The 23,053-nt window shown below is 61.2% G+C and carries 27 protein-coding genes and 4 pseudogenes; 16 read left to right on the forward strand and 15 right to left on the reverse strand.

From position 1 onward, the window contains the following. Positions 1–7 precede the first annotated feature (7 nt). The 8 genes and pseudogenes from NKK47_RS27725 (at position 8) to NKK47_RS27760 (ending at position 6,811) form a co-directional block, all read left to right on the forward strand. Positions 8–1,168: an RHE_PE00001 family protein gene (locus tag NKK47_RS27725; RefSeq protein WP_352578996.1), complete on the forward strand. Its 1,161-nt coding sequence runs from the start codon at positions 8–10 to the stop codon at positions 1,166–1,168. A gap of 71 nt (positions 1,169–1,239) precedes the next feature. Continuing rightward, positions 1,240–1,926 (forward strand): XRE family transcriptional regulator, encoded by a 687-nt coding sequence (locus NKK47_RS27730; protein WP_352578997.1) that lies wholly within the window; start codon positions 1,240–1,242, stop codon positions 1,924–1,926. Positions 1,927–2,149: 223 nt separating this feature from the next. After that, complete coding sequence (locus tag NKK47_RS27735; protein WP_352578998.1) at positions 2,150–2,533, forward strand: RES domain-containing protein; 384 nt, start codon at positions 2,150–2,152, stop codon at positions 2,531–2,533. A 754-nt stretch (positions 2,534–3,287) separates the two neighbouring features. Beyond that, positions 3,288–3,536 carry a hypothetical protein gene (locus tag NKK47_RS27740; RefSeq protein ID WP_352578999.1) on the forward strand — a complete coding sequence of 83 codons (249 nt, stop codon included), beginning with the start codon at positions 3,288–3,290 and terminating at the stop codon, positions 3,534–3,536. Between the two features lie 21 nt (positions 3,537–3,557). Continuing rightward, positions 3,558–5,675, forward strand: coding sequence for a recombinase family protein (locus NKK47_RS27745; protein WP_352579000.1), 2,118 nt, complete (start codon positions 3,558–3,560; stop codon positions 5,673–5,675). 28 nt (positions 5,676–5,703) lie between these two features. Continuing rightward, positions 5,704–5,931, forward strand: a pseudogene (locus NKK47_RS27750) (transposase domain-containing protein); the annotation flags it as partial. Between the two features lie 2 nt (positions 5,932–5,933). Further along, on the forward strand, positions 5,934–6,167 hold the full coding sequence (locus tag NKK47_RS27755) for a hypothetical protein (protein ID WP_352579001.1): 234 nt from the start codon (positions 5,934–5,936) through the stop codon (positions 6,165–6,167). Between the two features lie 134 nt (positions 6,168–6,301). Then, positions 6,302–6,811 carry a ferritin-like domain-containing protein gene (locus NKK47_RS27760; protein WP_352450349.1) on the forward strand — a complete coding sequence of 170 codons (510 nt, stop codon included), beginning with the start codon at positions 6,302–6,304 and terminating at the stop codon, positions 6,809–6,811. Positions 6,812–6,919: 108 nt separating this feature from the next. Here NKK47_RS27760 and NKK47_RS27765 read toward each other — a convergent pair whose 3' ends face one another. The 8 genes from NKK47_RS27765 to NKK47_RS27800 form a co-directional block, all read right to left on the reverse strand. Further along, the gene (locus tag NKK47_RS27765) at positions 6,920–7,666 is read right to left on the reverse strand and encodes a hypothetical protein (RefSeq protein WP_352579002.1); all 747 of its coding nucleotides are present in this window, start codon (positions 7,664–7,666) and stop codon (positions 6,920–6,922) included. Beyond that, positions 7,666–8,562: a hypothetical protein gene (locus NKK47_RS27770; RefSeq protein ID WP_352579003.1), complete on the reverse strand. Its 897-nt coding sequence runs from the start codon at positions 8,560–8,562 to the stop codon at positions 7,666–7,668. Before NKK47_RS27770 ends, NKK47_RS27765 begins: the two co-directional genes overlap by 1 nt. Beyond that, the gene (locus NKK47_RS27775) at positions 8,559–8,954 is read right to left on the reverse strand and encodes a phage holin family protein (protein WP_352486197.1); all 396 of its coding nucleotides are present in this window, start codon (positions 8,952–8,954) and stop codon (positions 8,559–8,561) included. Before NKK47_RS27775 ends, NKK47_RS27770 begins: the two co-directional genes overlap by 4 nt. Beyond that, complete coding sequence (locus NKK47_RS27780; protein WP_352579004.1) at positions 8,944–9,489, reverse strand: hypothetical protein; 546 nt, start codon at positions 9,487–9,489, stop codon at positions 8,944–8,946. The genes NKK47_RS27775 and NKK47_RS27780 overlap by 11 nt, the downstream gene beginning before the upstream one ends. Positions 9,490–9,793: 304 nt before the next feature. Next, positions 9,794–9,997, reverse strand: a complete 204-nt coding sequence (locus NKK47_RS27785; RefSeq protein ID WP_352579005.1) for a hypothetical protein — start codon at positions 9,995–9,997, stop codon at positions 9,794–9,796. Between the two features lie 411 nt (positions 9,998–10,408). After that, positions 10,409–10,999, reverse strand: coding sequence for a YihY/virulence factor BrkB family protein (locus NKK47_RS27790; protein WP_352579006.1), 591 nt, complete (start codon positions 10,997–10,999; stop codon positions 10,409–10,411). Further along, entirely contained in the window at positions 10,996–11,451 is a 456-nt protein-coding gene (locus tag NKK47_RS27795; RefSeq protein ID WP_352579007.1) for a YhjD/YihY/BrkB family envelope integrity protein, read from the reverse strand. Before NKK47_RS27795 ends, NKK47_RS27790 begins: the two co-directional genes overlap by 4 nt. Before the next feature lie 274 nt (positions 11,452–11,725). Continuing rightward, the gene (locus tag NKK47_RS27800) at positions 11,726–11,881 is read right to left on the reverse strand and encodes a hypothetical protein (RefSeq protein ID WP_352579008.1); all 156 of its coding nucleotides are present in this window, start codon (positions 11,879–11,881) and stop codon (positions 11,726–11,728) included. A gap of 1 nt (position 11,882) precedes the next feature. Between NKK47_RS27800 and NKK47_RS27805 the strand changes: the two are divergent. The 4 genes and pseudogenes from NKK47_RS27805 to NKK47_RS27820 form a co-directional block, all read left to right on the forward strand. Then, positions 11,883–12,107: pseudogene (locus NKK47_RS27805) on the forward strand (ATP-binding protein); the annotation flags it as partial. 171 nt (positions 12,108–12,278) lie between these two features. Continuing rightward, positions 12,279–13,016, forward strand: coding sequence for a DUF6088 family protein (locus NKK47_RS27810; RefSeq protein ID WP_352579009.1), 738 nt, complete (start codon positions 12,279–12,281; stop codon positions 13,014–13,016). Beyond that, positions 13,013–14,065, forward strand: coding sequence for a nucleotidyl transferase AbiEii/AbiGii toxin family protein (locus NKK47_RS27815; protein ID WP_352579010.1), 1,053 nt, complete (start codon positions 13,013–13,015; stop codon positions 14,063–14,065). The genes NKK47_RS27810 and NKK47_RS27815 overlap by 4 nt, the downstream gene beginning before the upstream one ends. Before the next feature lie 176 nt (positions 14,066–14,241). Then, complete coding sequence (locus NKK47_RS27820) at positions 14,242–14,793, forward strand: DUF309 domain-containing protein (RefSeq protein ID WP_352579011.1); 552 nt, start codon at positions 14,242–14,244, stop codon at positions 14,791–14,793. A 49-nt stretch (positions 14,794–14,842) separates the two neighbouring features. Here NKK47_RS27820 and NKK47_RS27825 read toward each other — a convergent pair. The 3 genes and pseudogenes from NKK47_RS27825 to NKK47_RS27835 form a co-directional block, all read right to left on the reverse strand. Next, positions 14,843–15,363, reverse strand: a pseudogene (locus tag NKK47_RS27825) (Ros/MucR family transcriptional regulator). A gap of 3 nt (positions 15,364–15,366) precedes the next feature. Continuing rightward, positions 15,367–15,921: a hypothetical protein gene (locus NKK47_RS27830; protein ID WP_352579012.1), complete on the reverse strand. Its 555-nt coding sequence runs from the start codon at positions 15,919–15,921 to the stop codon at positions 15,367–15,369. 541 nt (positions 15,922–16,462) lie between these two features. Further along, positions 16,463–16,804 (reverse strand): annotated as a pseudogene (locus NKK47_RS27835) (sulfite exporter TauE/SafE family protein); the annotation flags it as partial. Between the two features lie 283 nt (positions 16,805–17,087). On the opposite strand from NKK47_RS27835, the gene NKK47_RS27840 reads away from it, so the two are divergent. From NKK47_RS27840 to NKK47_RS27855, 4 genes are read left to right on the forward strand one after another with little or no spacing between them, the layout of a single operon-like run. Continuing rightward, positions 17,088–17,534, forward strand: a complete 447-nt coding sequence (locus NKK47_RS27840) for a thiosulfate oxidation carrier protein SoxY (RefSeq protein WP_352579013.1) — start codon at positions 17,088–17,090, stop codon at positions 17,532–17,534. A 39-nt stretch (positions 17,535–17,573) separates the two neighbouring features. Further along, positions 17,574–17,876 carry a thiosulfate oxidation carrier complex protein SoxZ gene (gene soxZ, locus NKK47_RS27845; protein ID WP_352579025.1) on the forward strand — a complete coding sequence of 101 codons (303 nt, stop codon included), beginning with the start codon at positions 17,574–17,576 and terminating at the stop codon, positions 17,874–17,876. 54 nt (positions 17,877–17,930) lie between these two features. Further along, on the forward strand, positions 17,931–18,272 hold the full coding sequence (locus NKK47_RS27850) for a c-type cytochrome (RefSeq protein ID WP_352528404.1): 342 nt from the start codon (positions 17,931–17,933) through the stop codon (positions 18,270–18,272). A 6-nt stretch (positions 18,273–18,278) separates the two neighbouring features. After that, positions 18,279–19,547 (forward strand): NAD(P)/FAD-dependent oxidoreductase, encoded by a 1,269-nt coding sequence (locus tag NKK47_RS27855; protein ID WP_352579014.1) that lies wholly within the window; start codon positions 18,279–18,281, stop codon positions 19,545–19,547. Between the two features lie 8 nt (positions 19,548–19,555). Here the strand turns inward: NKK47_RS27855 and NKK47_RS27860 are convergent, their stop codons facing one another. The 4 genes from NKK47_RS27860 to NKK47_RS27875 form a co-directional block, all read right to left on the reverse strand. Next, on the reverse strand, positions 19,556–21,682 hold the full coding sequence (locus NKK47_RS27860) for a heavy metal translocating P-type ATPase (protein WP_352579026.1): 2,127 nt from the start codon (positions 21,680–21,682) through the stop codon (positions 19,556–19,558). A 56-nt stretch (positions 21,683–21,738) separates the two neighbouring features. Then, entirely contained in the window at positions 21,739–22,467 is a 729-nt protein-coding gene (locus NKK47_RS27865) for a sulfite exporter TauE/SafE family protein (protein ID WP_352579015.1), read from the reverse strand. Between the two features lie 30 nt (positions 22,468–22,497). Then, on the reverse strand, positions 22,498–22,620 hold the full coding sequence (locus tag NKK47_RS27870; RefSeq protein ID WP_352579016.1) for a hypothetical protein: 123 nt from the start codon (positions 22,618–22,620) through the stop codon (positions 22,498–22,500). 153 nt (positions 22,621–22,773) lie between these two features. Then, a complete protein-coding gene (locus tag NKK47_RS27875; protein WP_023718671.1) occupies positions 22,774–22,998 on the reverse strand; it encodes a hypothetical protein in 225 nt (74 codons plus the stop codon). Positions 22,999–23,053 lie beyond the last annotated feature (55 nt).

The raw sequence follows: 23,053 nt of genomic DNA on the forward strand, positions 1-23,053 counted from the left end.
AGGCATCATGAAAACAACGACTTACGACATCGGCCATTTGTCCCTGAAAACCCTGTTAGGGCCGGTTTCCCGCGCAACCGAGGTTTCGGCGCGTCTTGACGAGCGGCTGGCCCGCTCGCCGGTCCGCGACGGTTTTGTCGAGCGCCAGCACTTCGCCGACGCGGCTGCCGCACTGTGGCTGGAGGGCGAACTCGTCCACATCGAAGACCTCGTCCTGCACGACGCCCATATGGACATCCGCACACCGACCCACGAGCTGACCCGCGCGCATGCGGTGCTGCGGACCCGCCGTCGGATTTTTGCGCAGGAACCGGACTGGGCGCTCAGCCGCGACGGTTTTTTGGCCCTGACCGGCCGCGGCGGCGCGATGCCGGCGGCGGAACAAAAAAGCCGGGAAGGGCAGGGGGCTGGAGCCACTTCTTTTGAAGCCGATGCTCAGGATGACGCTGACGATCTTCTGGCTGAAGAATTTGCCGAGATCGATGCTGTCCTGGCGCGCTCGTCGAAGATTCTCAGCGGCGCCGACGTGCCTGGTCGAAAGGAGGAAACGTCACAACGTGACCGGCCGGAGCCGCAAAACGGCCTGATCTACGATCTCGACTGGAATGAAGAAGAACGCCTGGCCGAATGGCAGGATGTTGTCGCCAGGACACGCGATCTGCCGGTCGTCCTGCGCGGCGCGATCCTGCTTAAGGCCTGGTCGGACATCGAGGTGCTTCAGCATGGTGTTTGGCTCGGGCCGCTGCTGATCGCCGCGCTGCTGCGGCAGGAAGGCCTTGCCGCGCACCATCTCGCCTGCCTGCATCTCGGCGCCAAAAACATTCCGCGCGAGCGGCGGCGGGCGCGCAATCGGTCCGACCGGTTGCTGGCCTGCCTCGATGCCATCCACGACGCCGCGCTGGTCGGCCTGAAGGAACACGATCGGCTGGTGCTGGCAAAAAGCCAGATGGAGCGGCGAGTCAAACAACGGCGCGCCAGCTCGAAACTGCCCGACCTAGTCGAGCTGGTACTCTCGCGGCCGCTCGTCTCCACCGGCATGATCCAGGAGCGGCTAAAGGTGACAAAACAGGGGGCGCTCAACCTGATCGGCGAGCTTGGCCTGCGCGAGATGACGGGGAGGGGAAGGTTTCGCGCCTGGGGAATTGTTCAGTCCCAGCCATTCGCTTAGCTTTACCAAATTATCGAACTTGACGAGCGTGCGCTCTGTAACCATATGGGTGACAGCAGGAGGTTCTCATCATGGCCGCTCCAAAACGCAGTAATCATAGCGGGACCGCATCGCATGCGGGAGTCGCCGCCCTGAGTTTCACCACAAAGCTGCCGGCACAGGCAGAGTTCAAGAAGGTATTGCTCGAACGCTATCAGGAAGCGATCGCACGCAGCCGCAAGATCGGCCACCGCGTATCGTTCCGGGTAGAGGTCGATCCGGCGGCTGATGCGCAGACGATCACACCGGTCGAGGAGCAACTGATGGCTTCAGACGATACCTTTCCCGTCGAGGACACGGGCATGCCCGATGCCGAACTCGAGGCGGCTCTCGCCGGAGCGCGCGCGCGTGGCCGCAAGCGTGTCGCCGAAATTGTCGCCGGCGAGGACATGCTGAGCGCGGATGCCTTTGCCAAGCTGCTCGGCACGTCGCGCGTCACGGTCAACGCTAGGCGGCAAAGGGGACAGGTGCTCGGGATCGATGGCGCCAAGCGCGGTTTCCGCTTTCCTGTCTGGCAACTCGACAGGGACGGTCGTCCCTTCGGCGCATTGCCGGCGCTGCATGCCATGTTGGGCAATAATACCTGGGCCGTCTATCGGTTTTTAGTGTCGCGCCATGGCGTCCTTGATGGGCGGACGGGCCTTCGAGCCATTCAACAAGGCGATGACGCCTCGGTTTTGGCCGCGGCGGAAGGCATGGCCAGGGGCGATTTCGACTGAATGCCCGGTGTTCCACCTCCACCCGATTTCGCGCACGCAAAGCTCGAAATCGAGACCATACCGCGCGGTCGGACGTTCGGTCGGATCTACTGGAGCACCTATCCTGATCCATTGGGGTACGGGAAGTCGCCGAGCCGGTTCAGCGATCCTCGACGCCGTCTTGACGCCAACCGGTTTGGCGTTCTGTACCTCGGTGACTCTCTGAAGGTGCTTCCTCGAGACCGTGCTCCGCGATCGCCGCGAAGGAATCCTTGACGATCTTCCAATAGAGGAGGTGGAACTGACCCGACGGCGCTATGCGCAGATCACGACCAACGCGGACCTGCGCCTGGTCGATCTCAGAGGCGACAATGCCGTTCGAATGGGCGTGCCGACCGATGTCGTTCGCGCACAGCGCCAGAATCTGGCACGCCGGTGGTCACTGGCGTTTCACGAGCCTCCATCTGAGCCTGACGGGATCATTTGTCGCTCGCGCCTCAATGAGGCGACCAATCTTGCCATTTACGATCGCGCGGTACCGAAGCTTCAGGCGAAGCGTGTTATGACCCTTCTCGGCGCGCGAGGACTGGCTCAGGTTCTGGAGGATTTCAGGGTGGGGTTGGTGTGAAGATGCAGCACGTATCCGTATCGCTTGACAAAGATGGCTGTAGCGCCAGAAGCGTCCACTAAGCCGGAGCAACGGAACGACCGGTGTGGGGCCGGTACCGGAACGACGGCTTTCGGGAGCGACTGGGATAAAGCCGCCAGTATAGAGGCCCCTTCGGCGGGGTGGATGTCTCCGAGGCTATGGTGTGCCGCGCCTTGAGTTGTCGGGAGTAAGCATGGAGCGGGTGCCAAAGTAAATTTTAACAACTTTATATTCTCGATAAAAAAAGTCTTAGTCACGTGGGTGAGAAATCTGACCCTGCGCCAGATCCGTGCCTCGGCGGGTTCAGAAGCACAGAAAATCGGCAACGTCGCCAAGGCGTTGCGACTTATGGCGGTGACGCTCGTGCACAAGCAAGTCGAGGAGGAGGCGGTGCCGTCGTGTTCAACCGAAGAGCGAGCATGCGGCCGACCGCCGCAGGGCCAGCCTTCATATACGCTGCCCAAACAAGCGCGGAGAGGCTGCAGGTGCTTGCCAACGAGATCCACGCGTTACGGCAGCGCGCAAGGGCGGGCCTCGTTCTGCCTCGAGCCGGCCGGTGGTGCCAAGAATGCCGCGCCGCTGCTATGGCAATATGGGCAATCGATCAGCATATGCCGTATGACGAAGATTAGCGATTGAACCACGAGGCATCCAACAGGCGGCATTCGGCATAGTCGAGATCACAACCGGGCTGTGATCGCCCGGTAGTGTCTCAGTTTGAAATTCGCCGGCCTTGACCGGCCTGTCGAATTCCGCCGCGAACTCCTATATGCTTAGCGCTATGAGTTATTCCATAAAACTCGGCAAGGAGCCGAACGTTTTGACGATCAATGACTTGTCCAGTAGGCAGGCTTTAGACCAGGCACGCGAACTCAAAGCCGGAAACATCAAATTCGGCATCTACGCCAGCGATGGCACTTTGATCGAACTGTATGATCTTGAGCGTGCCGTGGAGGGCGACGACGTTGCCAACCGGACCTAAAGGCCGCTGACGTGATCAGCAATGCTGTCGATCGGCTCGGAATGGGGACCCTGGATCGGCGTGCCACGCCGAAACACACCGCAATGCCATGAAGGTCATGCGCATCGCGACTGCGAGGAAGCCTTCTATCTCGCCGGGCTCCGCCCGTTCAAATCGCTCAGCCATGGTTATAAAGCGCTGGCAAGGCAATACAGCATCACCGTCATTCATGAGTCCGCTGAAGCGATTGACCCGGCGGCGAAAACCGTTGCGCTGAACAACGGTTCGAAGCTCAGCTACGACCGTCTCGTTGTTGCGCCAGGCATCGCATTCAGGGATCGGGCGCTTAGGGGCTATGACGAAGAGGCGTCCCGCCTGTCGCGCAACGGGCCGGACTGGCATCGGCTGCTCGAGTTGTGCGGCGAAGTCGATGCACGCGTGATCGATCTGGACGGAGTCTACGATCCGGGATTGCCGAACGACCGCCTGTTGCTCGGTATGAAGGGCAGCATCAGCGAGTTCGAGCTCGGCGTGCTGCGTGCCCGCATGTACGAGGCCGCCCGTGCCAAGGCACAGCGCGGGGAACTGCGCATCTCCGTGCCCTTCGGCTATGTCTGGCACCGCGATTACGGTCTCGGGTTCGATCCCGACATGCGCCTGCAGGAGACTATTCGCCTGATCTTCGCGCGTTTCCGCGAACTCGGCAGTGCGCGGCAAGTGTTGATCTCGATGATCGATGACGGCGTGCATTTCCCCAGACCCTCCGACGGCAAGAAGATGGTGTCCTTCGACTGGGTTCCGATCCGCTACCGCAACGTGATCTCGATCCTGAAGAACCCGTTCTACGCCGGCGCCTATGTCTATGGTAAGAGCGAGAAGCGCACTGAGATCGTCGATGGCCGCGTTCGCAAGAGCTATGGCCATTACAAGCCGGCTAGCGAGTGGGCGGTGGTGCTCAAGGACCATCACGAAGGCTACATCGGATGGAGCGAGTACGAACGGAACCAGGAACTGCTCGCGGCCAACGCTTATGGCAAAGCCGGCGGCGTCAAGTCGGGCCGCGGCGGTCGCGCGCTGCTCCCGGGCCTCATCTCTTGTGGTCGATGCGGGCGAAGACTGGTTGTCATGTATGCCGGACGCGGCCAAGGGTATCCGGTATATCGCTGCGAGCGCGGCAACCTCATGATGGCCCAGGCGCGATGCATGTCGTTCAACGGCTTTCGCACCGACGCGGCGGTGACCCGCGAAGCGCTGGAGGCGGTTGCGCCGATGGCGATCGAAGCGGCGTTGGAGGCTGAACGGATGCAGCTGGAGAGCGAGGCCAGGCGCCGGCAGATGATCGAGCTGGACCTGCAGCAGGCGCGCTACGAGGCATCGCTCGCCGAGCGCCGCTATGCGGCCTGCGACCCGGAGAACCGGCTTATTGCGGCCCAGCTCGAGAGGAGTTGGGAAGCCACGCTCAGGCGCGTGGAGACGTGCGAGGCGCGGCTGAGCGAAGTCCAGCGTGTGGAGCCTGTCGACGCGGTTCCGGACTTCACGGGCTTCGCCCAGAATCTCGAGGCCACCTGGAACGCGCCGAGTGTCGACATGCGCTGTCGTCAGCAACTGCTGCGCGCGCTCATCAAGGACATCGTGGCCGATGTCGATGACGATGCGCGCGACGTGATCTTGACCATCCACTGGCACGGAGGCCAGCACTCGCAGGTACGGGTTCGCAAGCCCAAATCCGGAGAGCATGGCCAGCGTACGCCTGAGGAGGCTCTGGCGATCATGCGATCCATGGCAACCCGGTGGTCGGATGCCGAAATCGCTGCCACACTCAACCGCATGGGCATGCAGACCGGTCAGGGAAAGACCTGGACCGCGCGTCGCGTCCAATCGCTGCGCACGGTACACAAGATCAGCGGCTATCGCTCTTCCGACAAGAATGGCGAGTGGCTTACCATGTCGGACGCGGCCGCCCGGCTTGGCGTCTCACACGTCAAAATCCGCCGGTTCATCAGGGATGGCCTATTGCCCGCCGAGCAGGTCATGCGCGGCGCGCCCTACCAGATCCGCGCCAGCGACCTCGAAGACGAACGGATCAAGGCCGATTTGACGCGCAATACTCCGCGTCGCATCCACGACGACAACCAAGAATCGCTGTTTTCCGCCATTTGAAAAGGAGGTGCATAATGAATCGGTCTTCGCTCTCGGCAGAAAGTCCTGGCTGTTCTGCGGTTCCGATCGCGGCGGACAGCGCGCTGCCGTTCTCTACAGCCTGATCGTCAGCGCCAAGATGAACGATATCGACCCTCAGGCCTGGCTCGCCGATATCCTGGCGCGCATCGCAGCCCACCCAGCCCATCGGATCGATGATTTGCTGCCGTGGAATGGGAGATCCGCACAACTGCGGACCCAATCAGCGGCGGCCTGATCATGCAGCGCAATAAGGTGCATCACGTCTACACCGTCGACCGTGTCGCCAGGGACCTCGGCGTCAGCGAAGCGCTCATCCAGGACCTGACCCTCGGTCTCGAGCCCGAGGACGGCGTCATCTGGGTCTACGGCGCCAACGATGACGACGGAATCTTGGCCTTCACCGATGAAGGCATCGAGGAGGTCAAACTCCTCCTCGAAGAATATCATCGCGTCTCACCATCGAAAGCTTGACTCCGGCACCGCGGTGCTCAGGTGCTCATGGCCGCCGGATACGCACGTCTGCGGTCTTCACCGGATGGATACCCTGCGGCCGGAACAATCCTCGTCGCTCGTGGTTTGGATGCCACCAAACAAGGAGACCTCTGATGTCTGAATCGCGCGAATGGATGATCCAGTGGCTGAGAGATGCCCACGCCATGGAAGAGCAGGCGGAGACGATGCTGTCTGGACAGTTGAGCCGCATCGAGAGCTATCCGGAGCTGAGCGAGCGCATCCGCCTTCATCTCGAAGAAACAAGGCAACAGGCTTCCCGGCTGAAGACCTGCCTCGACCGTATCGATGAAGGATCATCCACCGTGAAGGACGCGGGCGGCAAGCTCATGGCGCTCGCCCAATCCATCAGCGGCGTGTTCGCCGGCGATGAGGTGATGAAGGGCTCCCTCGCCAGCTACACTTTCGAGCACATGGAAATCGCCTCCTATACAATCCTCATCGCGGCGGCCAACGCCGAGGGCGAGACCGAAATCGTCCAGGCCTGCGAGCAGAACCTCCGCGAAGAGGAGGCAATGGCGGAGTGGCTGAAGAGCCGTCTTGGCCAGACAACCCAGACGTTCCTGACGCGGGCCGCCGCCGACAGCGACAGCGCCAAGCGGTGATGGCCGGGTTGGTTAGCGCGAGAAAGGCGACCCGCTCCTGACAGCCGGGACACTGGGTCGTCCAGGCTGCTCTTCCGTAGTTCTGGAGTTCCGGCGCTGAATTCTCGCCTAGTCGACCGCCGCGTGCTCCTCAAGCCGTCGCTGATACGCAATACCTACCGCAGCCGCGATGGCTAAACCCGCGGCACCAAGAAGGAGCTTGTCTCGCGTCTCCTGATCGCTCAGTGCGCCCTGGACAGCAGACGACGCTTGACCGGCCGCGGCGGCTGCCCCCTCGGCGGCCTCGCTGCCGGCCTGCCGCAATTCGTCGACCAGATTCGGCGTCTTGGCGCCCAAATTCCGCACCTTCTCTTTTACGGCGCCAGCCGCTTCCTCCGCATGTTCCTTCACTGTTTCGGCCGTCTTGGCGCTCATTTCGCCGACCTTCTCTGCCAGCTCGACGGATTGCTCCTTCAAGCGCTCTCTGGCGAAAGCGAGATGATCGACCTGCCCGTCCAAGCCCGGCTGAATTGAAGGCGTACGCAACAGGCTGAATAGTCCTGCTCCGATCAACGCGGTCGCGATTGGCGGACGGTGAAGGAACCGCCACGCGAGACCAGCCCCAATTACCAATGCGGCGCCAGGATTCGCGGCAGCCTTTGCCTTGAGATCCTCGATGATCTCCAGCGCCGTCGACTGCGCGGTCGATCTTGCTTTCGCGACCAGCGCATCCTTGGCCTCGAGCGCCTCTTGCTTCAGTTCGTCGGTAAACTCGGACACCGTATTTGGCGAGCGCAGCGTCGACAAATCTTCCGCGAGCCTTGCGCGGGCTGCCTCAACGTCGTGTTCGAGTTGGCGGAGATTTGCCTCGCCCATCACGAACCTCGCTTTCCGCTGGACTGGCCGGATTTGCCGGACCGGGAAGCACCCGGCCGTTGTGACTGATCCGAATTGGCCGATTTATCTGTCGACCGGCCCATGCTACCCGGGGCCGATTGGCCGCGCGATACGCCTGAGGTCGCGGACGGCGACTCAGCCGACCCGGCTTGCTGTTCGCCCGACAAGGTGCTGCCGAACTCGCCAGCCACGTCGCTCACGACATCCTTGAGGCCATCAGCATTAAGGCCGCGCTCCTCGGCAGCGGTCCTGAGCCTTTCGCGCGCCTTCACCGTCGACTCCTTCAACCGTTCGCCGACTTTCTCGGCGCTGTCCGTCAACTGCTCTCCAGCTGGGCCGAGTGTCCGCTTTTCAAAATCCGTGGGGCGGAAGGCTGCAGCGACAGCTGCCCCTGTGGCGAGGCCGAGCAGCGCCAGCGTCAGTGGCTGCTCTTCGACTACGCGGTTCACCGTCTCTTGGAAAGTTGATTGGGCCCGTCGCGCGACCCGCTCCGATGTCTCAGTGACGTTGCGTCGCGCCTCGTCGACGTATTCCGACGCGAACGAAGTGTAAGCGCTGGCCGTGGCTGCGACCTTGCCGCCGAGGTCCGAGGCATGCTCCCGTGCATTGTCTGCCGTCTCCGAAGCGTCCTCCATGCTTTTCGACCGGCGCCCCTGGCCGGCGGTGTTCGAAGACCTTGGGTGAACGCTTCGCTGGCCCTTGCTTCCGCGGGTTTCATCAGCGTGATCAAAGCCGCCGGTGGCCCATGCCCCCCCGCGGCGCATCAACAGCGCGCAGCCGGCTGCAACGAGAAGAAGACCTTCCGGGTTGTTTTTGGCGGCGCCGATGAGCCATTCCGCCGTTCCGATGTTGGGCGTATGCGCTTCGCGGCTCATGTTAGATGCTCCTTGGTTATCGATATATCCTGTTTGATCTGATGGATTGATCGCGTGGGCGTCATCTCCTTTTGCGCATCCATGCGGCCCTTGTAGTAGGCGAGTGCTCCAGCTGCGGCCACGACGCCGGCAACGATCAGGCAGGACCAGTGCATTACGATCCCAAAGCTAGCTATCCAGAAGACGACGGCTTGCACTGTCAGCAATGCAGCGATCAGCCCAAGCACCCCGGCAGCGGACATCCAGATGCCGGCCCGAAGCTTGGCAAAAACGTTTTCAGACAGCTCCGCCCGGGCCAGCCGCAGCTCCTTTTGCACGAGGTCGGCAAGATCCGCCGCGGCGTCGGATAGTGCTCGTGGGAGCGTGGAATTCTTGAGCTGATCATGTGCCATTAAATTCGCTCGCTGCTTGCCGGTTGCGCCCGCGCACGGGCTCATTGGAGCGTGACGACGCCGGCGGCGCGCTCTTCAGCGTCCGAAATGTCAAGAACCCCGCTAGGGCAGCAAGCCCAAAAACCAATCCGGGCTGGCGCCTAGTCAAATCGGAGGCGGCGCGGACCAGCTGATCGACCGACTGGTCCCGCAGATCGTCTGCGTAACCATCGATCCTGTTCGCAAACGTACGAACCACACCCGCGACTAAGGGCGCGCTTTCGTCGAGGTCCTCGGCTGCGCGTTTCGTCGAACTCGCGAGCTGGCCCATCACCTCGGCACTGCTGCCGACCTGACGGTCTAGCATTTCCTTCACCTGGTTGGTAACTGTTGACGCACTATCCGAGGCCGCCTGCTTGGCCGTATCAACTGCTTGTTGAGCCATGTCGGAGGCTTTCGAGACCGCGTCGCTCACGGTTGCCCCAATGTCCTTGTTTGCAATGTCCTCATCAGGTGTTTTGGTCGCGGATTCTCGTTCCTTGTTTTGGCTGTTCATGGTTTCCTCCTCCATTGACAGGCAAAACTGCGGCAAAACCTTTTAGTTCCGTGGAGCTGCTCAAAGAAGCTACCCTTGCGCGCGGATACGTCTCAGCACAGACCAAAGTGCTTCCACGAAATTGGCTTCCCGGCTGTTTCATAGGAGCCAACTATCACCGGTCTCGCTTCGCGAAGGTATCGGCAGCGATCCTTGTGGCAGCCCGGACCAAGGGGCGGTATTTCGCCGTCCAGTCATGCCCCCGGCGGTAGGGTCTCAGTTTGGATTTCGGCTGTGGGTGGAAGCGGACTGCTGAGACCGGGACCTAGCGGCTTGCCCCGCCACCAAAAGCCATTCGAAACCCAAGGGCAGCGATGAAGAAGCCTGCGATCCGCTGCTGCCAAAGCTTCACGCGGGGCCGCGTCGTGATCCACGAACCGATGCTGCCCGAAGCCACGGCATAAGTTCCTAATACTAACGCGCCCGTCATTTTCTGGGTTTCGTCTAACAGGAGCTGTTGCAGGCTCACGGGCCCTCCGCGCAAGTCGACTGACTTGACGTGGGTCCTGCTGGGCTGCGGGCTTCCCGAACGTGAAGATCAGCCGTAGTCCTAGCCGAACGAGGTAGGCTGCTCCCATCCATTGGAGCGTCGCGAATGCAAACGGGGACGCTCGTACGAGCTAGGAAACGGTCCATATCGAAGGCGGAGGGCTCGTCACTATCGATATCGAAGCAGTATCACGTGGGCCGGCAGCGACAGTCCGCAAGTCTCGGTGACATCCAAACCGACGCCATCACGCCTGTGCGCTCCCCGTTTTGCTGCAACCAGTCGCCGGCTCGCGCCTCGACAGCCGCTTCGTCCGCAGCCGGTGGTTTGGCGTTCGAAGCGCTATTCACGAGTGATCGGGGCCGGAAGCTCTGTTTGTGTAAACCCTCGTTCTCAGCGACGTGATGCGCTTTCGGCGCCGCTCCGGTCGGCCGAGCGGCCCAGCGTGTCGGCCATCGCGGCACCTCGCGCGCCGATCGGCTGCGGCGCGCCGGTTGTGGTGTCCTTGGCCGTCTGGTGTTCCATCTCGGAGTTGAGCTCGGCTCCGACGATGAGGATCATGACTGAGATCCAGGTCCACATCATGAAGCCGATGACGGCGCCGAGCGTCCCGTACGTCGCGTTATAGTTGGCGAAATTCTCGAGATAAAAGGAAAACCCGATCGAGGCGGCAAGCCACACGACCGTCGCGAGGCCGGCGCCCCAAGTCAGCCACCGCCACGTCGCTTTCTCGCGGCTGGGACCGTAGCGGTAGATAAGCGTGATACCTGCCGCCACCGCGACCAGCATCACGGGCCAGCGCAGGATTTTTATCAGTGTCTCCGTCCAGCTGCCCAGATTGAGGAGCGCGAGCGCCGCAGGGACAAGCCCGACCGAGACCAGGAACGCGATGCCGATGAAGATGACGCCGAGCGTGAAGGCCAAGGCCAGCAGATTCAACCGGACGACGCTGCGCTTTTCGGTCTCCTCATAGGCGATGTTCATGGCTTCGAAGATGGTCTTGATGCCGTTGTTGGCGCTCCAGAGCGCGACGGCGAGGCCCCCAAGATAAAGCCGAAGGTCAAAGCGCCGGTATTCTGTTGGGCAAGGGACCCAAGCTGTGACCGGATAAGATCGAGCCCGCCCGACGGTAGAACGCCGCCGAGGAAAGCGATGTGCTCGGCGATTGTGTTGGGATCGGCGACGAAGCCGTAAATCGAAACGAAGGCGGCAAGTGCAGGAAACAGCGCCAGAAGCAGGTAGAACGTGGTTCCTGCTGCGATCAGTGGGACTCGGTCATCGCTTACTTCAGCTATCACCCGCCAAAGGATGTCTTTCCAGCCTTTGGTCGGAATCTGCGTGGGCCGCACCGCATCTCGCCCGCGGCCCTGCTGCTGCGCCCGCCGCCCGCTATGCACCTGTTTTGCGTGGAAATTGTTGGGCTTCTCGTTGGCCATGGCTCCGGTTCGCCTGTCTATTCGTCATGTAACGTGCAGGTCGGCCAAAGGATGCAAGCTGCAACTGCCGAGACCCCGCGCGCGGGCGGAAGCTCGCTTGCTCTGGGTCAATTCACCGCCATGACCCATTCAGGACCTACCGACACTCAGGCGTATCCGTCAGGTCCTGCCGGGATCGTTTGGCATTCGTCGTGGCAGGTGGAACGCTGTCAACATTTTTACAGCTGAAAGCGATGGAGGACCCAGACCTATGCTTCTAGCGCCTTCCCCATTCTTATGAGAGGAACACTTGCGCCACCGCGCGCGTCTTCCACTTGCTCGATAGGTCGATATCTCCGCAAGCCAGGTAAAGCGGTTCGCCCGATAACGTGGCCATCAACGCGATTTCCCGGAAGCCCTCATTGCGCGCCGCCTCCTCGCAGAGCGCCATGATCAGCCTTGCCGGGTACTACGAGTTTGCCCAGTTTCGACCGTCAGTGCCATTCATCGCCGACGACATTATGGAAACTTTCGACCATGTCCGGTCCGAAGAGGTCTTCAGGTTGTTTGGCGAAATGGCAAGTGCCGGTCAGGTGATCTATCTCACGCATCACCAGCACCTATGTGAGATCGCCAAGGCTGTTGTGCCAGGCGTAGCGATTCACGAACTGAGATAGTGGCGGGTGATTGTGTCGTAAACCGCTTTACGTCGATGAGGGTGTTTTGCCCTACCATGATGAGGATTCGAACTGCCCGGCAGCTCTACATGCACTTGCTAGTGGCAGTTAGTCGGAGCTATGCTGTCCGAAATATGAAGACATTTTTCGGACATTCCAAGGGCTTGGCGTTTGTCCGAAATACTTATACATATTTCGGACATGCGCGAGACTCGATCCGACCTGAAGGCTCTCATCCAAGATCGCATGGCGACAAGTCCGCCACGCACGGTCTGGACGCCCGCGGATTTTCTTGACCTCGGCAATCGCGATGCGGTGGACAAAGTGCTGCAGCGGATGGTCAAGGCCGCCGAACTGCGGCGGATTGATCGCGGACTTTACGATCGACCAACGTTCAACACCTTGACTCAACAGAAAAGCCCACCAGACCCCCGTGGTGTCATCGACGCCGTGGCGCGGCGCGATCAGATCAGGGTCCTCGTCGATGGTATGACCGCTGCGAATGATCTCGGCCTGACCGACGCGGTGCCAGCCCGCATCGTCGTTCACGCCGATGCGCGGTTGCGGCCGATTCACCTTGGCAATCTCGACATCACCTTCCGGCCTACGTCAGCCAGCAAACTCTACTGGGCCGGGCGCCCGGCCATGCGCGTCGTCCAGGCGCTGCATTGGATACGCGATATGCTGGGCGACGATGATGGGGACCAGAAACTGTTACGGCGCCTGCGCCGACTGCTGAACGATCCCGACCAAGGTGACCGCCTCCGCGCCGACCTGGCCGAAGGCCTGCCAACTCTTCCCGCCTGGATGCAAGTTCTGTTGAAGCCTCTTCTGAAGGATGCCGCCCAAGCGCCCCACGGCCAGACCCAGCCAGGCGCGACAGCGCCTCCGGGAGCGCACGGACAATGAATCCCGCCTATGATCAAGTCCTGAGCGCGGACGCCGAAACACGGGCTGGTCTGTTCACGACGACGGCACAACGTCTCAGCTCCACACCACAGAATATCGAAAAAGATTTCTGGGTCTGCTGGACTTTAGACGCACTGTTCAACGGCCTGCCCGACGATAGTCCGCGGCTCCTCTTCAAGGGCGGTACCTCGCTCTCTAAGGGGTTCGGCCTGATTAGTCGGTTCTCGGAAGACATCGACGTCACGGTGTTCCGCGATGACCTGGGCGAGGACACATCGATCGCCGAACTTGAGGGCCTCAGCCGGACAAAGCGTGAGGCCAAGCTCGACGCCATCAAGGACGCCTGTACGGCTTACATCCAAGGGCCGATGTTTGAGCGTTTGACCGCCTTGGCGGCAGCGGCCGCAGAACGTACGGGATTGATGCTCGAAAGCTTCCAGGTGCGGCCCGACGAGGAAGACGGGCAAACTCTCTTGCTCTGGTATCCAACCGCGACGCCCGTAGAGGCATACGTGCGTCCGGCAGTGAAAATTGAATCGGGCGCGAAGTCGGCGCTCGACCCGAATACACCGCGGATCATCCGGCCCTATGTCGACCAGGATGCGCCCGATCTTAATCTAAGTATAGCCAATGTCACCACAGTCGATCCAGAGCGAACCTTCTGGGACAAGGTGGTAATCCTGCATGGCCTGCGGCGCTGGTATGAGCGCCGCGACGAACTCCGGGGTGAAGGCCAACGAATCTCGCGCCATTATTATGACATCCATCGGCTCATGGAAGCCGAAACCGGCCGCCGGGCGATCGCGAACAAGGATCTTGGCGCCGACTGCGTGGCTCATGCTCGCATGTTTTTCAACCGCAAGGACTACGACCTTGCGTCAGCCAAACCGCCGACCTTCGCCCTGCTGCCACATGACGAAATGGTTGACGCTCTCCGGCGAGACTATGTTGCCATGACTGCAATGATCTTTGGGCCTGTGCCGAATTTCGACTTAGTGCTTGAGAGCGTCCGACGGTTGGAAACCCTGTTGAATGCGCCAGAAGGCTGACGTCCAGCCTCTCGCATGTTCGCCATTTGTGCTGAAAAAGTCGCTTAAAAGGCCGTCTGGAATTGGGAGGAAAATCTCCAGAAACCGGAACTCAGCCCCATCCATGGCCTCAGCTCTGACATACGAAGCCTATGCCGTCAGCTCCATGTGACACGAATTGCCATCAACGCGCTTTCATGCTTGCTGGGCCGATGTCTCGTCCTCGCCTGCTGCCCGAAAAGAGTTTTCCGACCTATGCGTACCTGCCTGGCAAACATCCACATCCGGTACGTGACCCCTTAGGCCATAGCTACCGAAACGAGCCCGTAACCATCCCCCTTGCGGAAGCACTGGGCTCGGATGTCTTTCGATGGGGAATCGACCTTTTCAACCACGGCTATTACTGGGAAGCCCATGAGGCTTGGGAGCCTCTTTGGCACGCTGCGAAACGAAGCACGCAGCACCGCCTGTTCTTCAAAGGACTGATCCTGCTGGCCGCAGCCGGGGTGAAAATCCGAGAGGGAAAGCGGGTCGCTGCCGTGCGCCATGCGACAAAAGCTGCCGCGCTTTTTCGTCAGGTGGTGACGATGCCGAGCCGGCTCTTTGAGTCCGCACTCGGGATGACACCTGCCGCGCTTGCAGAATATGCCGAAGCAGCCGTAACTTCCCGGGTTTTGCCAGAACCAAAGCCTGACCAGCCCGAGCCCGTTTTCGATTTTATTCTCGCACCAAAACTTGAGAGTGTCTGATCGGCAACCCTTGGTAGCGTTCAACCCAGCTTCGCCTGTGGAAGGCTGGTTACTCCCGCCTATTTTGTGTCCGGGCTACATAGGCCGATGGATCTGCAGCAATCAGGCCGCGGTCTTCTTGCGCGTCCGCTTCACCGGCGCCGGCTTTTCCGGTTCTTTCGGCTTTCGGCTTTCGGCCGAGCCCCATCGTCTTGGCCAATGCCGAGCGCGCTGCGGCATAGTTCGGCGCGACCATCGGATAGTCCGCTGGCAGGCCCCATTTGGTGCGATATTCGTCGGGCGTCAGGTTGTAGTGGGTCGCGAGATGGCGTTTCAACGACTTGAACTTCTTCCCGTCCTCAGGCTGACAATGTAGTCCGGAGTGACCGATTTCTTGATCGGCACGGCAGGCTTGAGAGCCCCGGACTTATCCGGCGCAGCACCGCCGCCGGCGGTGCCCTTCAATGCGGCGTGGATCTGACTGATGAGGGCCGGCAAGTCACCGACCGGAACCGGATTGTTCGAGACATAGGCCGAGACGACGTCGGCTCTGACGCTGCATGCCGGCGATCTGTTCTTCTTTTTCCGCAACCTTCATTTTAAGGCCGTCTTCGGCTTCCACCTCGCCTTGACGCGAACGGCGTCCAATCCTTCCTGGATCTTCCTTTCGATGGTCAGCGCCATCTCTCGCTTTTCATCGTCAAGCGCACGCTGCTTTTTCAGGAATTCCGCCTGTTGCTGCTGGGCCTCGGTGAGCTTTTCGTCGCGCGCCTTCAACGTCGCCTCCAGCTCGGCAAGCTTCTTATCCTTGTCCTCCAGGTCTACCGAAAGCAGCAATTTTGCCTTGCGGGCTTCCTCGACCGCGATTCCGGCACGCTCAAGCTTGATTTGCTCAGCCACCTGGTTGGCGATGTCCTCTTTGGCGGCGACGATCTCGGCCTGCTGGCGCTTGAGCTCCTCTTCTCTGGCAGCCATCGATACCTTGCTCTGCGCCAGGCGCATTTCGTATTCTTCACGCGTGGCGGCAATCAAAGGGGCCGCGAGCGACTCATTGAGCTTGATTTCCGTCTTGCAGCTTGGGCAGCTGATTGTCGGTTCATTGAGAATCCTGTCCCCCTGCAGCATGGTATTGATGGGCTGGACGGTCATCTGCGCGCTGCCTCCCTGAGGAATCAGTTAAAGTTAAAGGACACGCCAGACTATATCTCGCCAAGCGTTTTCGGAAAAGAACAAAGAGTGAACTGATGGGTTATCCCCGCCGCAAAGCTAGGGGAGCCGCTTCTTAAACTTGTTTGTGGAATGATCGCCTGCGCGAGCGGCGGCAACCTCAGCATGACTCGATTGCCAGGCAGGTCGATTACCCTCGACGTGTATTTCCGAAATGTCGAGATCGCATGCAAATGCCGAATTCCGTCCTTTTCGCCTGGACGGAGCTGAAAGTTCGCTGGGCTGATTCTTTCATTGCACCGGCAATTCCGCCAGCTCTTTCAGCTTCCCGTTTCCGTTCGAAACTGAAATCTCTATCCGCGCTGATTGAGACCGTGATGTCGTCAAATTCACGCCTTTGACCCACTCGAGACCTTCGGGAGCCGATTTCCTTTCCAGAAACCGGGCGTTCGGCGGAACCGGCGTCCATGAGCCTAACCCGTCCTTTTTCAGCCTTATCATGAATGTCGCGCATGCTTGTAAATCAGACCTTGCGCTGGCGCGGTTCGAGCGCTCCAGTTAATTCGAGCATCTGATAGCAGGCCAAGAGTGTGATCAGAGATCCGACAACCCGCAAGAGCGTTCTTTCCCGCAATGCCTTGACCATCTATCCCGACTGCGGTCCGCAAAAACGCCTCCAGCGATCAGGCCGGCAAACGAAGTTAGGTAGTCGCAGAATCCGCCGGCGTGCTCCCAACGGCCGGTAAGAATCGCGGCGAGGAATCTAAACGAGACCGAAAGGGCAATCAGGAACTCGCTCGCATTGACCGGTTCCGATGACGTACCGAGGCTATCCACTTGTGCCAAGTAGGCCGATGGCGGCGAGATATCTCTCGCTGGAAGCGGTCGAGCAGCAACTTCCAACGCTTCTATTGGTTTTAGGCCGCCGCAAACTCCATCGTGCAAGTTGAATAGTTGAATATCGTTATTGAACAGAATGCATTGGTTTAAAGGACGTCCATGGGCACTTCCGCGAGATTGCTCCCAGCGGTTGTCGGTGCTAAATTTCGTAGAAGCTGCCGCACTCATGTGTCCGAGTGCGCTGCCTGCGGCCGCCGATGTGTTCTTAGGGTGGCCTAAAGAGGTGGCAGGGTTTGGAGACCGGGACGATGAGCTTGACGCGCCGCGATGTGTTGATCGCAGGGAGTGCAGGCTTTGCCGGAGTCGCGCTCTTCTCGCCGCAGAGCGCGCGTGCGAACGATCAAGCGCTGGATCTCGTCGAACAGCTCACCGGACGGACGGCCACGGTATCGGATCGCCTTCACCTGATAATGCCGAGGGACTTCCCGACCGGCTATACCGTGCCCATGAGTCTTTACATCGACAGCCCCATGACTGAGGCCGACCATGTGAGGCAAATGCGCGTGTTCGCGCCGCGAAACCCGCTTATCGAAGTCGCCAGTTTCCATTTCGTCCCACAACGCAGTCTACCTCGCGTGTCGACACGCATCCGTCTTGCCAAACCGCAACATGTCGTCGCTGTCGCCGAAATGAATGACGGCAATTTGCTGATGACCACGACGTGGGTCCGTGTCGCCACGGATGGCTGTGCCTGAGATCGGAGAGAGACAGTGACTACCCCGACACCACGCGTGATCGTGCCGAGCGCTGCCGCGAAGGGAGAGTTTTTTCAGGTCAAGACCATCATCAGCCATGAGATGGAAACAGGGCTACGCCATGATGATCAAGGCAATGTAATCCCGCGCAAGATCATCAACAGGTTTGTCTGCCGCTACAACCAATCCGTGGTGTTCAGCGTCGATCTCCACGAGGCGATTTCGGCTAACCCGTTCTTCGAATTTTCCCTGCGCGCGACGGAGAGCGGCCGGCTCGATTTCGTCTGGGAGGAGGACGGCGGTGCCATCTACACGTTGTCGCACCGGCTCACGGTCGGTTGAGGTGGCGACGCAATCGAGCTGCGCGAATTATGGCGTGACAAGTTGAGTGGGAGCGTGACCGGAAAACTCCGAAACAGACGGGTATTCAGCATGCGCCCCGTCGCGAGATCTGCGATTGCCACGGGCCTCGTGCTTCTCGTCAGCCAATCCGGCGCGGCGGCGGGGGCCGATCAAGGCGCTCAACTCGCCGCGACCTGTGCGTCCTGCCATCGCCTCGATGGCGGCGGCACAGGCGTTCCCAGCATCATCCGGCTTGGTGAGGAGAGGCTCACCAACGCCCTGCTTGCCTACCGGGCGAGCGAGAGTCCAAATCACATCATGCACGCTATCGCGCTGTCGCTCAGCGACGAGGAGATCGCGAGCGTCGCGCGCTATGTCGCAGCGCAGGGAAAGTAGCGCGCCATGAAATTCTGGACGCGTCGCGAGTTCGGCCGCCTGACTGGAGCAGCGTTGCTAACGGCGCTCAACCAGCCGAAGGCGCGGGGCCAGGCCAAGGCGCGTGTCGTCGTGATCGGCGGCGGCATCGGCGGCGCAACGGTCGCCAGATATCTCGCCGTCAGCGCCACGGCTATCGAGGTGATCCTGGTCGAACCGCGGCAGAGCTACACGACCTGCTTCTTCAGCAATCTCTATCTCGCCGGGCTCCGCCCGTTCAAATCGCTCAGCCATGGTTATGAAGCGCTGGCAAAGCAATACGGCATCACCGTCGTTCATGAGTCCGCTGAAGCAATTGACCCGGCGGCGAAAACCGTTGCGCTGAACAACGGTTCGAAGCTCAGCTACGACCGTCTCGTTGTTGCGCCGGGCATCGCATTCAGGGATCGGGCGCTTAGGGGCTATGACGAAGCTGCGATGGAGATCATGCCGCACGGCTGGAATGCAGGGCCGCAAACCAAGCTGTTGCGCCAGCAACTGGAAAGCATGGAGGAGGGCGGCCTATTCGTCATCGTCGTCCCGCCGAATCCGTTTCGCTGTCCGCCCGCCCCCTATGAGCGCGCTTCGCTCATCGCCTCCTATTTCCAGCGCAGCAAACCCAAGGCCAAAATTCTGATCCTCGATTCGAAAGACAGCTTCAACGCGCAGGACCTGTTCCAGGACGCTTGGAACCGCCACTATCCGGGAATGATCGAATGGCTACCGGCCCAGTTCACCGGCGGGGTCACGGCGATCCACGCGAAGACCCGGTCGGTGATCACCGCGGGAGCAACATTCAAGGCCGCGGTGGCCAATGTCATCCCGGCGCAAATGGCCGGGCGCTTGGCGCAGCAGGCAGGGCTCGCCAATCAGTCGGGCTGGTGTCCGGTCGATCCGGTCACCTTCGAATCGGCGCTGCAGCCCGGCGTCCATCTGGTCGGCGACGCGATCATCGGCGGAGATATGCCGAAATCCGCCTTCTGCGCCAACAGCCAGGCCAAAGCCTGCGCCTTTGCCATCGCGGCCGATCTCACCGGATCAGCGCGTTTCCCGGCGCATTTGTTCAACACCTGCTACACCTATCTCGCGCCCGACGATGCGTTCAGCAACGCCATCAGCTTCAAGCCCGTCGACGGGAAGCTCAAGAGCGTCATCAGCTTCGTCAGCAAGGTGGGCGAGAGCGCCGATATCCGCCGGCAGGCTGCGCGCGCCGCGGAAGGCTGGTACGACGCCTTCACGCACGACGTGTTTGGCTGAAACGTAACTCAACTCCGCTCGACGGCCGGGCCGGCCATTGCGGAAATGCCGGCACCATTCTGGGCGCGCTCCGCCTCGGCGCCGGATCGTTGCTCCGGGATCAGCGTTGCAACAGGATCGGGCAGCCGCTCCAGCCGCAGCGAATTCACCACCACGAGGATGCTCGAGCCGGCCATGACCGCCGCCGCAAGGATTGGCTGCAGAAGTCCGAATGCTGCGAACGTCAGGGCGACGAGGTTGTAGCCGAACGCCCACATAAGGTTGGTCAAGATGGTCCTGCGCACCGCGCGGGCCACGTCGACGATCCAGGGCAGCATCCACAACCCGTCCGCAGGCAGCACGAGCGCCGCAGTCTCGCGGGCGAGATCGGTGGCGGAGCCGACGGCAATACCGACATCTGCGGCGGCCAGGACCGGCCCGTCATTCAGTCCATCGCCGACCATCGCCACCGAACCGTGGTCATGGCGGAGCCGATCCAGGGCCAGCCGTTTAGCCTCCGGCGAAAGGCCCGCTTGGACGTCCTTGATCCCGACCTGGGCCGCGATCCGCTCCGCCGCTTGCGCCAAGTCGCCGGTCAACAGCGTGGCGTCGAGCCCGCGCTCACGCAGGGCCGCGATCGCGGCCTGCGCCTCGGGAAGCGGTGAATCATCGAGCGACAGCACGGCGTGAACCTGCTCGCCCCAACCGACATAGACCACCGAATGACCGCTCGCCTCCAGCGACCGCGCACGCTCAGTCAGCGACGGGGGGAGCGGCCAGCCCAGATCATTCATCAATCTGCCGTTCCCTGCCGCTACGGGCCGGCCTTCGGCGCTGCCGCGGATGCCACGGCCGGGAACCGTCCGGACATCGCGGGTGACGAGCGGCGTGATGCCGCGCTGAGCGGCGGCTGCCGCGATGGCCCGCGCCAGACCATGCTCGGAATGGCGCTCCAGACCGGCGGCGCGCGCCAGTACTTCGTCGATGCCGATCTCCTGGCAGTCGACGCCGACGAGACGCGCTTTGCCCGCCGTCAGGGTGCCGGTCTTGTCGAAGGCGAGCAACCGGACACGCGCGAGGATCTCGAGCACGCCGGGGTCGCGTATCAGGCAGCCGTGCCGCGCCAGCCGGCCGATGCCGAGTGATGTCGCCATCGGAGCAGCGAGGCCGACGGCACAAGGACAGGCAACCACCAGCACCGAGAGGCCAGTCAGCAACGCCCGATCCAACGGCAATGACTGCGCCCAGTAAACGATCGTCAGCCCGCCGAGGGCGAGGACGAGCGGCACGGACACGCCAACGACGCGATCGGCAAGGCGCTGGGTTGGACTGCGACGGCCCAGCGCTTCGCGCACCGATCGGCAAATCTGTGCCCAGCGGGTTGCAGTTCCGTCACCGCTGCTTTGGATCAGGAGCGGGCCGTCGATGTTGATACTGCCGGCAATCACCTTTGAGTCCACGCCCTTTGTCACTGGCCGGCTTTCTCCGGTAATCACGGCTTCATCGGTGTTCGATTCCCCCTCGACAACCACGCCGTCGACCGGAATGCGCTCGCCCGGCCGGACCCGCACCAGCATGCCGGCCGTCACCTCCCGCACCGGGCGGCGGATCTCTGCCGCGCCATCGATCACGGTCGCGCTCTCGCTTTCGGCGGCCAGAAGAGGTTCGAGGTCGCGCGCCGCCTTGGCGCGGCCAACAGCCTCGAGATAGCGGCCAACGGTGAATAGCATCAGCACCATCACGGCGGTGTCGAAATAGACATGCGTGCTGCCCTCGAACACGGCAAATGCCGAATAGAGGTAAGCGGCAGCGACGCCAAGCACGATGAGTGTCGACGACGTCACTCGTCCCTGAATGCCATTGAGCCACATTTCGCGCAGATAGGGTCCGCCGAGAATCACCACCGCCGGCGTCGCGAAGATCCAGAGCAAAAGGTGAATCCACGGCAGCACGCCCGCATCGACGCCGGTGAACGCGTCCGAATAGAGGAGGAGGCTGAACATCATGATATTCATGGAGAGAAAGCCTCCCACGCCGAGCTGGATCAGAAGCCAGGCGGCTTCCCACTCTTCGTGTCTGCCGCTCTTCACCTGAAAGGCGATGCAACAGCCGTAGCAGCAGAACGCGCAAGCCTCACCGTTGAGTCTGCGCTCCATCGGGCGCAGGCCGACGGGCAGCGAACAATGGCTACAGAGGATATCGCCATGCGCAGTCATGCGGGATGTCCGCCCAGCCAGGCAAGGCCGATATGCGCGTCGGAAGGCAGGAGACCACGGCCGAGCGTGATGACACCGAGCAAAAGAATAAAGCCACCAGCCAGCCGCACGCCGCGCCGCCGCCAGACTGGCCCGAGTATCCGGCCAACGCCGCCCATCATCAACATCGCGGGGAAGGTTCCCAGTCCGAACCATGCCATGACGAGAAACCCGGGAAGCGCTCCGGCGGTGCTCGCCGCCTGGGCGGCGAAGGCATAGACCAGGGGACATGGCAGGAAGCCGTTGATAACGCCAAAGGCAAGCGGTGCGGCGCTGCTCCGGGCAGTCAACAGACCGCGCAGGGACAATGCAAATGTGCTGCCGCCAAATCCGATCGCAAGGCGATGAAAGACCTGCAGCAAGCCGAAGAACTGCAACGCCATGGCAATCATGAGCAGGCCAGCGACGGTCGCGAGAATTCGTTGGGCGATGTCGAGGGAGCCGTTCAAGAGCGGCGCCGCCGTTAGACCTTGCGTGGTGCAGATGACCTGACCGATCGCGCCCGCGAGCCCGCCCAGAAAGCAATAGGTTGTCAATCGGCCGGTATTATAGAGCAGGTGGCGAAGGACGGTTGCGCCTCCCCCTCGCTGATCCCGGCCCAGCACGCAGGCAAAGCCGCCGCACATGCCGATGCAATGAAAGCTGCCTGCAAATCCAGCGGCGAAGATCACGAGGTAGTAGATCATTGGCGTTTGCACAGTGGCGCGGACGCGGCCCTATTGCCGCACAAGATACAAAAGAAAGAGGATAAAGCCGACGGTGGAGCCGCCATAGATGAGGAAGCCAAGCATCTGCGGGAAGCCGGCGTCAGCAAGCTTGAAGACGGTGTCCTGTAGCATCCGCTGCTCCTATGTCAGCCGAAATAAAGACGAAGCACGTTTATCGCCAGCTCGAAGCACAGGAAAAGGAGGTTCAATGCGGCGACCCCAAGGAGAATTTTGGCTATCATCGTCTCCATCACTCCTGTCTTACCAGCCCTTGCGACCGTCTACTTAGAACAGACGGCCGGGCCCGAGCCCGCCCCAATAAACATACATGTAGTACAGCCCCCAGGCGAACAGCAGCACGTAGACGACGAGAAGCCATAGCGGAATGAATCCCACACGCGCCTGTATCAGGCCGCCGGCATAGTCCTCCAGTTCAGGGTGCGAGCTTTGACGCACATCCAGTTCCGGATGCGTCGGGCTCTCCGGATCGCTGCTCTGCAGATCGCTCATTCTCCATTTCCCTTTCAAAAAACCCATTGGCGGCTTTGTCGGTGCCGCTCAACGC

The sequence above is a fragment of the Mesorhizobium sp. M0019 genome (assembly GCF_040323975.1).
In the GTDB taxonomy this organism is placed as follows: Bacteria; Pseudomonadota; Alphaproteobacteria; order Rhizobiales; family Rhizobiaceae; genus Mesorhizobium.

Excerpts from the sequence above, each read along its gene's own strand:
- NKK47_RS27865 (WP_352579015.1), bottom strand. The coding sequence starts at position 22,467 with ATGATCTACTACCTCGTGATCTTCGCCGCTGGATTTGCAGGCAGCTTT.
- NKK47_RS27840 (WP_352579013.1), top strand. The coding sequence starts at position 17,088 with ATGAGCTTGACGCGCCGCGATGTGTTGATCGCAGGGAGTGCAGGCTTT.
- NKK47_RS27820 (WP_352579011.1), top strand. The coding sequence starts at position 14,242 with ATGCTTGCTGGGCCGATGTCTCGTCCTCGCCTGCTGCCCGAAAAGAGT.
- NKK47_RS27780 (WP_352579004.1), bottom strand. The coding sequence starts at position 9,489 with ATGAACAGCCAAAACAAGGAACGAGAATCCGCGACCAAAACACCTGAT.
- NKK47_RS27860 (WP_352579026.1), bottom strand. The coding sequence starts at position 21,682 with ATGGAGCGCAGACTCAACGGTGAGGCTTGCGCGTTCTGCTGCTACGGC.
- NKK47_RS27855 (WP_352579014.1), top strand. The coding sequence starts at position 18,279 with ATGAAATTCTGGACGCGTCGCGAGTTCGGCCGCCTGACTGGAGCAGCG.
- NKK47_RS27795 (WP_352579007.1), bottom strand. The coding sequence starts at position 11,451 with ATGGCCAACGAGAAGCCCAACAATTTCCACGCAAAACAGGTGCATAGC.
- NKK47_RS27790 (WP_352579006.1), bottom strand. The coding sequence starts at position 10,999 with ATGAACATCGCCTATGAGGAGACCGAAAAGCGCAGCGTCGTCCGGTTG.
- NKK47_RS27730 (WP_352578997.1), top strand. The coding sequence starts at position 1,240 with ATGGCCGCTCCAAAACGCAGTAATCATAGCGGGACCGCATCGCATGCG.
- NKK47_RS27765 (WP_352579002.1), bottom strand. The coding sequence starts at position 7,666 with ATGGGCGAGGCAAATCTCCGCCAACTCGAACACGACGTTGAGGCAGCC.
- NKK47_RS27875 (WP_023718671.1), bottom strand. The coding sequence starts at position 22,998 with ATGAGCGATCTGCAGAGCAGCGATCCGGAGAGCCCGACGCATCCGGAA.
- NKK47_RS27815 (WP_352579010.1), top strand. The coding sequence starts at position 13,013 with ATGAATCCCGCCTATGATCAAGTCCTGAGCGCGGACGCCGAAACACGG.
- NKK47_RS27870 (WP_352579016.1), bottom strand. The coding sequence starts at position 22,620 with ATGCTACAGGACACCGTCTTCAAGCTTGCTGACGCCGGCTTCCCGCAG.
- NKK47_RS27745 (WP_352579000.1), top strand. The coding sequence starts at position 3,558 with ATGCTGTCGATCGGCTCGGAATGGGGACCCTGGATCGGCGTGCCACGC.
- NKK47_RS27725 (WP_352578996.1), top strand. The coding sequence starts at position 8 with ATGAAAACAACGACTTACGACATCGGCCATTTGTCCCTGAAAACCCTG.
- NKK47_RS27800 (WP_352579008.1), bottom strand. The coding sequence starts at position 11,881 with ATGGCGCTCTGCGAGGAGGCGGCGCGCAATGAGGGCTTCCGGGAAATC.
- NKK47_RS27775 (WP_352486197.1), bottom strand. The coding sequence starts at position 8,954 with ATGGCACATGATCAGCTCAAGAATTCCACGCTCCCACGAGCACTATCC.
- NKK47_RS27830 (WP_352579012.1), bottom strand. The coding sequence starts at position 15,921 with ATGACCGTCCAGCCCATCAATACCATGCTGCAGGGGGACAGGATTCTC.
- NKK47_RS27760 (WP_352450349.1), top strand. The coding sequence starts at position 6,302 with ATGTCTGAATCGCGCGAATGGATGATCCAGTGGCTGAGAGATGCCCAC.
- NKK47_RS27770 (WP_352579003.1), bottom strand. The coding sequence starts at position 8,562 with ATGAGCCGCGAAGCGCATACGCCCAACATCGGAACGGCGGAATGGCTC.
- NKK47_RS27755 (WP_352579001.1), top strand. The coding sequence starts at position 5,934 with ATGCAGCGCAATAAGGTGCATCACGTCTACACCGTCGACCGTGTCGCC.